Source organism: Pseudolactococcus hodotermopsidis (assembly GCF_011170085.1).
Taxonomy (GTDB): domain Bacteria; phylum Bacillota; class Bacilli; order Lactobacillales; family Streptococcaceae; genus Pseudolactococcus; species Pseudolactococcus hodotermopsidis.
Map to the genome: position 1 here is coordinate 20,090 of NZ_BLLI01000026.1, position 8,927 is coordinate 29,016.

The window sequence follows — 8,927 nt, forward strand, 5'->3', positions numbered from 1 at the left end:
GCAATCGCCTCCTCCTATAAACTAAGATTGTCTACGCTACAAGCATAGAACCAAATTGACTCTGCCATATCATTGTTGCAAGTGTTGAAAAACGTCCGAGTAACTTCTGGGGGAATCGCTCTGTCATTCAGATATCTAAACAACAGATTGTTATTCGTGCCCTTAGTATTGAGAAGGTATGCCTCAAAGGTTCTCGTCTGGAAAACATGCTTTGAAAAATAACTCACGCGTTCATCTAAGTTTTTAATTAGTTCTTGCCCAATGAACTCTTGTGCACGTTTTTCTGTATCAACATTTCCTAAACGTTCAATTAGTTCCTCCGAGAAAGAGAGCTTATAAACAGGGTCGCTCTCAAAGAACACTTCAATGGCTTCCAAAAGAATTTGAAGCATAGCCGCCTTATCGTTCTCTATTTTGAGAATGCTCTGGAATAGAGCATTTAACTTACTGGTATCGTTAAAATACCGCTGTATCTTGTCTCCATAGAAGGTCGTCAGATTTTTTCGCGTACCTTCTTCGCCAACAGCAAACATTTTTTCAAGTTCCGAACACAACTGCTTGAACTGCTCCATGCAGGTCTCAGCCTTTTGAACAGCAGCCGTGAGAGCGTCGTTTGACTTCGCTCGTAGCTCAATTGCTATTGCCTTTTTAACTTTCATATCAATAGCGGCTTGAACTTGCAATTTGTCTGGATTCCCCAATGCAATTTCAGCCTTATCAAAAACAGTTCTTCTAACTTCGTTTGATATTCCATTAACAAGCTGAGCTGCGTTCAAAGCACCAGAAAGCAAGGCGACTATTTCTTTTGTAACAAAGTCGCTTCGATTCAGCAATTCAGCATCGACAACCTCAAAATGGTTTTGTTCTAAGAACTTCTGCAAGCAACCATCAGTTGTTCTATTGAACTCATCAAAGGTTCTATCTGGAGTTGCTTTTCCCGGAAGCCAGTTCATAAACTCTCGTGGAGGCAAAAGCTCTTTGATTTCCGAGTAAAACCTTTCATAGACCTCAGAACGACCTTTATTTATTTCCAAGGCGTTTGTCAGCATATCCGCATCGACAGTTTGGGTCGCAAGTAGTCCTTTCAGTTTACTCATAATAATGGTCAATGAAATCATTACAATTTCTGCCATCGGTTTCTGGACGAAACCATATGCTGCCGTCAAGGCGGGCTTGCCACTGCCATACAAATGTGCCCGCCGGTCGTTATAATCTGGACAGCGAGTATTCGTAAGCAAAACAATGTCAGCGAACAGATTGAAATTCGCATAGTCGCTTTCGGTGGGATCGATTTTGATAAACGAACCGTTCTTGAGCCGATTCCCAAAAACAAAGACGGAGTCGTATAGATGCGTGTTTTTTCCACCAACATTTTCATCTTGGTAGAGGTCGCGGATTTTGTTTTTGATTCCCTTTGCCAACGCTGTCATCTGTAGCGATTCGTTTAATATCACCATAAGCATTGAGAGAGTAGAAACACCAATAGTATCCTCGACGAAATTTATCGTAGAATACCATTTTCCAAATTCCTCAGCTGATTTTACATCGGTTGTATCAACAACACAGTAAAGTGCGATGCGCGTCATATCAGTAAATACATTTTGGGAAGAAAGCAAATCCGTAATCTGTGTTTTAACATCGAATGCAGTAAGGTCGCTACCACTCAAAGCATCTTTAATATTGCGTGAGTCAACATTTTCAACGGTGTAGAATTTTATGTAATCTGCATTACCGCCCCAACCACGCGTAATATCCTCCAAGAGGTCACGGTGATATTTAGAACTACGTTCGCCAAAATAAACCACACACGTAGGATAGTGCGGTCTTGAAAATTCGGCACTTGCTATACCATTATTTCCCAACAGCCCAACTGAGCCGTGAATTAGTTCTTTAACAGTTTCCATATCTGTAACTCCTTAAAACACGAATTAAAGAGGGTCGCGCACAAGCCATGTTCCATAGGCACACATCCTTGAACGCGCCCCCTTTTGCTTTAGTCAAGGTCAAATCGATATTTTCTGGAGAAACGCGATAATGTGCCTTTCATGTTCGCCAGATACTCCTTCAATTCGCCGATTTCACTTGGGAACGCTTCAGCTGCTTCCTGAATTAGGAACTTCAAATCCTTGAGTTCCTTCCAAACCGCCCTACTTGTTTCAACGGCTTCTTCTCTGAGCGGCAAGGCTTTTAGTGTCTGCTCCGCCGATTCTTTGAAGGCATCTCGAACATCGGCTTCCAACTCCTTGAAGCTGATAAATGCCTGGTAGAGCGGCACACCGCCTCGCTTCATATCGGGACTTGAAAGCGTATATTTTGTGCCGAATTCATCCTCACACTCAACAACAGGCGGCGTAAATGTAATTGCACCAGTGAAGAGAGCGTTTTGGAAGTTTATGAGGTCACTGTCATCTTTCGGCTTGAGCCCACTTAAAACCGCTTCAATTTCCCTCATCTTTGCAACTTCGGCCTCAACAACTTCTTGCAACCGTGGTGATGAGATAAAGTGGTCAATGCGAACCAATCGCTTGTTGATCTCTGGCAATGAAGCGGTCGCATCGTTGGGAATTAAGATTTTATCCGGCTCAAACTGTATGTTAGCCAGCAGAGCATTAATCTGGTCGATGGCTTCAAGCTGCTCCACCTTTGTTTTTCCGGCAACCTCAACTTGAATTCGGTGGATTTCTTTGATAAACGATTCTGCAATAAGATGAATACCAAAGTTATTGCCATCAATCGGTGCAATAATCTTCTTTGCTTCCGCTTCTTCATATAGTTTGCTGGCAACATCCGCCGCGTCCTTTAGTATACTGCAATTCTGCGCGTTCATCAAACTATACGCTGTGGGGGAAGGCAGGTAACGCCAATCGCGTCCAACAACATATTCGCCAGAATCGTTAGTGAAGTTTTTGCCTTCATATAAGTGCTTACCAACAGAATTGTCCTTAACTGAATTGTTCTCATACTGCAACAGTCCTTGATATCCAAATAGCGGAACACCAACAAGGCAACGCATGATGGAGATTCTGTCTTGGATATGGCTGTTTCGCGGAGTGAGCTCGCCGGGTGCTTTTGAATCTGACAACTGCTGTGCAGCTTGCGAAACCTCTTCTGAAACAGCTGGGAATGTGATGTAGCCAATCTTCGAGGCAGCGTTCACGTTGTACACGGATGAGGTCCAAAAAAGAGGCGTTGCGTGACCATCCAACGTATTCATAATATCATCACGAATACGTTTAATCAGCTGGTTTGCATCGGTAGTATTGTATTTGTCCTGCAGGTAGCTTGTCATGGTTTTTTGAGAATACAAACTAAACAACGCAGTGAAATACCTGTTTACGATAGTGAATATTTCGTTTTCATTGCCGTTTATCCACGCATTGATGCCTTCTTCGCTCAGCATGTTTGTCAAGAAGTCCGTTGCCTTTGCAGGGACATCCATTTCTTTGATGGTCAAATTCAAATTTGCCTTCAAATCTTTAATCTGAGCAAGCGGGAATTCGAATGTTGATACGCTGTCAGAAAGCGAATCAAGGTATTCACGGTTTGCAGCAAATGTATCAATTAAGCTACCAATGGTGTTTCTGAAAACATCCATAAAGTTGCTTGCAAGGTCAGTGAGTTGCTTGCGCAGTCTCGCCAATAGATCCTGCATTTTGCTGAAAACAATAAGGCGTGTGTCGTGGATAACCAGCAACCGAGTGGCATCACGATACTTCACATACTTTTTTTTGCCGTTAAAAGCATTTGAATTCTCAAAGAAGTCACGTTGTGCCTGTTCCCAAGCTCTCTGCAATTTTTCTTCTTGAACATTCTCTTGTTCATACTTGCTTTGCACCTCTGCCAAATACCCGTCAATAGTGGCAATCAAGTCGCTGCCTGCTGTACTTCGGAGAACGGCGGCCGCAAAATAGGGACCGCGTTCTGGGTCAGTTGCAATAACTCTTAGTGCCGTGTAAATTTTAGAAACAAGCGAACGAGCCGCATTTGAGGTGTTTTCTGCAACTGGGTTGTAGTTTTCCAAGTCCTTTGTCAAAGCCACAAAGTTGCGCTCTAAGAACTGTTTCAGTCTGGCTTGATGGTCTTTGAAAAAGGTGACCGTCAAGTCATCATTACCTTTTGCATCCTGCCACTTAACGTCTGGACGCGGGAAACCCATATCGCAATTTTGTGTCAGCTGCGTAAATAGCGCATCATAACGCAGCCCGTTCTTTGCGATAAACTCTTCTACTTGAGCCTTTGTAGGGTTGTATTTTCGAATATCCCCAAAGCGCTCGAACATTTTTGAAGCCAAATATGTCAGAACTTCTTTGAACGGCAAAGTAGCGTTTGAGGCACCCAAAACACAATATTCGTAAAGCCCCCCATAGCCCTTGTCAACTTGAGCTTTTTTGGTCGTGAAATTTGAGATGTGGGATTCCATTGTGAAATTGTTGTTTGTCTTTACGACAAAATCCATGAAGTAGTCTGTAACAACGTTCATGGCATATTTATATGCGCCCTTTATGACATTGCCGTTTGCATCTCTGGCACTCACCAAATGACAAATATCAACAGGTGGCTTTTGACTCTCCACTAAACCAATACCACTATAGTTTTGAGACCATTTATCGCCGTTGCTTTCAAAATTCATGCAATAGTCAAGGTCTTGCAAAGAGGCATAACCATTTACTTGCACATTGGCTTCGGTTTCACGGTCAAGTCCAGCCGCAATATTAACGTCGGGTAGGAAAAAATATCCGCAAATGAAACTGCCGTCGTTCTCTCTCTTAAGTGCTTCTTGAACAAGATAGCAAACATCCAAAAATGTACCTGCACCAGTACCGCCACTGAGACCACTAAAGATATGCACATAGGTCTTTGGCCGTTTCAGCCCAGACTTTGCCTCATTGACCAACGAGATAATCTTTATAGCAAAATCTTGCGCACGTTCCATAAGAAAGTAGCGACCAAGCTGACGAATACCGCTGGCTCCAGCCTTTGAAGAAAGAGCCTTGATGTCCTTGTACCGTAACCATTCCTTATATTCAGGCTTGTTATCCAACATCGGCCCATTCTCTTTGAAAAGTTCGTTGATAGCACCGCCGTATGAGAGGTCGAAAAACTCCGTGTCCAAATCAATCTTGCTGATGTCCGCAGACTCTTCGTTGGCATGTTCCATGCCGTTCTTGTCGGTATCTACCGCTAAAAATTTTATGTGTGAATAAACCGGCACCGCAGAGTCGGGGTTGTCGGGTTTGACACGGTTGTAGATTTTTGCCTTGAGGTTTTTAAGGCAGTCCACTCCGGTACCGCCAAGACCAATGCACACGACGGCGCAATTGTCTTGTTCGGATTGTTGTGTGGCATCAATGATACCACCCTCGCAGGTGAGCAAAAGTTTTTGATACATGATAATTTCCTCCCAATTTTAGAATGAATAGTTGGTATTGTTTAAACGGCTAACAAACTTAACCCGAATACCTCGTTGAGCAAGCTCGTCTGTCGAAATGGTCACTTCATAACCATTGCCATCGATACGGAACTTTTTATCGACTTTTTCCGTCGCCATGGACTTTCTTTGAACGGCAAAGTAGCGTTTAAGGCTCCCAAAAGGCAATATTCGTAAAGCCCCCCATAGCACTTGTCAACTTGAGCTTTTTGGGTCGTGAAATTTGAGATGTGGGATTCCATTGTGAAATTGTTGCTTGTCTTTACGACAAAATCCATGAAGTAGTCTGTAACAACGTTCATGGCATATTTATATGCGCCATTTACGACATTGCCGTTTGCATCTCTGGTACCCACCAAATGACAAATATCAACAGGTGGCTTTTGACTCTCCACTAAGCCAATACCACTATAGTTTTGAGACCATTTATCGCCGTTGCTTTCAAAATCCATGCAATAGTCCAGGTCTTGCAAAGAGGCATAACCATTGACTTGCACATTGGCTTCGGTTTCACGGTCAAGTCCAGTCGCAATATTAACATCGGGTAGGAAAAAGTATCCGCGAATAAAACTGTTGGCGAGTTTGCGGCCAAGTGCTTCTTGAACAAGATAGCAAACATCCAAAAATGTACCTGCACCAGTACCGCCACCGAGACCGCTAAAGATATGCACATAGGTCTTTGGCTGTACCAGCCCAGTCGTTGCCTGAGTGACCAATGAGCTAATCTTTTCGACAAAATCTTGAGCGCGTTCCATGAGAAGGTAACAACCAATCTGACGGGCACCGCCGGCTCCAGCCTTTGCAAAAAGAACCTTGATGTCCTTGTGCCGTAACCATTCCTTATATTCAGGCTTATTCTCTAACATTGGACCATACTCTTTGAAAAGTCCGAAAATATCGCCGCCGTATGAGAGGTCGAAAAACTCCGTGTCCAACTCAATCTTACTGATGTCCGCAGAATCTTCGTTGGCATGTTGCATGCCGTTCTTGTCGGTATCTACCGCTAAAAATTTTATGTGTGAATAAACCGGCACCGCAGAGTCGGGGTTGTCGGGTCTGACACGGTTGTAGATTTTTGCCTTGAGGTTTTTAAGGCAGTCCACTCCGGTACCGCCAAGACCAATGCACACGACGGCGCAATTATCTTGTTCGGATTGTTGTATGACATCATTGATACCACCATCGCAGTTGAGCAAAAGTTTTTGATACATGATAATTCCCTCTCAATTTTAGAATGAATAGTTGGTATTATTCAAACGGCTAACAAACTTAACCCGAATACCTCGTTGAGCAAGCTCGTCTGTCGAAATGGTCACTTCATAACCATTGCCATCGATACGGAACTTTTTATCAACTTTTCCGTCGCCATGGACTTGCTCATCTGTAACAAAGAAAACATGGTCTTTCCCCGTTGCCTGAAAATAACACTTCGAGGTATTAAAGCCAGCCTCTTTGAGGTTAAACGCAGAGAGAGATATCCGACCACGCCCTTCCTCACGCTTTACTTCTTCGTAGTAATTACCCTCCTCATCAAACTGGGTAACATAGCAGGCACCCATAAATCGCTTGTTAAGGGCAATCCAGAGACCGATGCCGATAATAACCGCCGCTATCAATATTCCGCCAACCAGTAGGATGATGCCAAGGAGCGTCATATTTACGGTATTGACCAAAACATTAAACGTGCAGTACGCCCCATCTGAATCATATGCCCTTATTGCGAATGAACCTTTTGTCAAGCTATAGCTGTTCATCGTAAGTTCGCCGCCACTCAGTGTGTATTCATTTTCATTGAAGGCAGTGGATTCAACTTCATACCGCAATGTGCTATCTTGGGCATCCGTTGCACCAGGCGTTAAGTCAATGCCTTTCTTGTTGTCAGAGAACGGCCACAGAAGAACGGTTTCTTCAATATCCTTGTTTGCTGTAGGTGGCGTATTGTCAACATTGAGTTTTATGTTGTCTGTAAAGATATTGTACTCTTGCCCCACAATGTTCGCTCTGACTGTGTATGTACCGCTTTTGGGTGGCGCGAAAACATAATCAAAACCATCAGAACCGAGAGTCATGTCATACGCTTGTGTGTTACCCTGATCATCAGTAACAGAGAGGCTTGCTGTGAATCCGCTATATTGTGCGACTTGCGCATTCTGTCCTGCCTCGGTTAAAAACGCATTGATGGTTATTTTATCGTTTGCCATGTAGACATCTTTTTGTGGCGTTATCTTGATTCCAGATGATAAATTTGTGTTATAAACGATGTTGATTTGTATCTTATCGCCGGGAATCCCTTTGACTTGATACTTCCACTCACCGGCAAGCGGATCAACGATTTTCACCACATTAAAGGTGTTAGACGAATATGTAAAAGCAGCCATATCGTTCTTAGAATAGGGCTTGTCCGCTGGGTCGATAAAAGAATAATCGGAAGCCTTTCCTGACAAAACAATATTAACCTCTTCAACACCAACCGTTGGAATCTCAAATGTTCCATCAATTATCCCTGAGTCCGGGAAGGTTTTCTCATCGTCTTTATTCAGTTTGGAAGAAAAAATGAGCGAATAGTACATGCTAAATACATCTTCTAAATCGCCTGCATTCTTTACTTCTTGAAACTGACCGCCAGTGGCTTTAGCAATTTGCGCCAGTTCATCCGAATTTGCCGAACCATCGGCATTGAGACTCACGGTATAAATTTTATATCCTGAATCACGGGAAGATTGAATGGCATCGGCTTTTTGTTCCAAAGATAGCGTCTTCTCATCTTTTGTAGCCAAGTCGGTATTGCCATCGCTGAGAAGCAATATAATGGAAGGTAAATCTGCGTTCTTATCCTTGTCCAGCATTTCCGTAGCTGTTTTCAGCCCCTTGCCAATGTTGGTATAACCGGCGGCGGGAATCTTCTGGATATTCTCCAAGAACCCTCGTTTAATGGCAATACCATCAGCATCCGTTAGTTCCTGTTTGTACGCAATGTCTCCGTTAAAAACAACGGTTCCCACCCGATTACCGCGCTCGGCGAGCAGAGCAATAAACTTTCCTATCGCCTCGAACCTTAAACCGCTTTCGTCAGTGCTGTTCATGGAACCGCTTGCATCTCCAACCAACACAATGTTATAGCGATTGTAAGTGATTTTATCTGTTTCATTGGCTGCCTTCACGCCGAAAGCCCCAACGAAGGATAGTACCATAATACAGACAAGGAATACAGCCGCAGTGCCTTTGACAAATCTCATCTTCATACCTGTTTTCTCCTTTATGAATTATATAACGAAAAGCGACAAAAAACGCACATAAGGATACATAGATGTATCCTTAAAAATTATTGTACACTTTGTCGCGTTATTTGTCAATAGACTTCTCCCCAAAAATAAAAAATTTGTTATACTATAGTCATGAACTATGAATCCCTCACGAAACTCAGCGATAGTCATTTTAAACGTCTAGTTGGCGTTAAACGTCCAACCTTTGAATCTATGAGCAGTCTTCTTAAGACCGC

The 8,927-nt window shown here is 43.2% G+C and carries 4 protein-coding genes; all 4 read right to left on the reverse strand.

Features of this window, described 5'->3' with window-relative positions:
• Positions 1–14: 14 nt before the first annotated feature.
• Complete coding sequence (locus Hs30E_RS05410) at positions 15–1,904, reverse strand: hypothetical protein (protein WP_172208605.1); 1,890 nt, start codon at positions 1,902–1,904, stop codon at positions 15–17.
• 89 nt (positions 1,905–1,993) lie between these two features.
• Positions 1,994–5,389, reverse strand: coding sequence for a tubulin-like doman-containing protein (locus tag Hs30E_RS05415; protein WP_172208607.1), 3,396 nt, complete (start codon positions 5,387–5,389; stop codon positions 1,994–1,996).
• A gap of 101 nt (positions 5,390–5,490) precedes the next feature.
• The gene (locus Hs30E_RS05420; protein WP_172208609.1) at positions 5,491–6,639 is read right to left on the reverse strand and encodes a tubulin-like doman-containing protein; all 1,149 of its coding nucleotides are present in this window, start codon (positions 6,637–6,639) and stop codon (positions 5,491–5,493) included.
• Between the two features lie 18 nt (positions 6,640–6,657).
• The gene (locus Hs30E_RS05425) at positions 6,658–8,670 is read right to left on the reverse strand and encodes a vWA domain-containing protein (protein ID WP_172208611.1); all 2,013 of its coding nucleotides are present in this window, start codon (positions 8,668–8,670) and stop codon (positions 6,658–6,660) included.
• Positions 8,671–8,927: the final 257 nt, after the last annotated feature.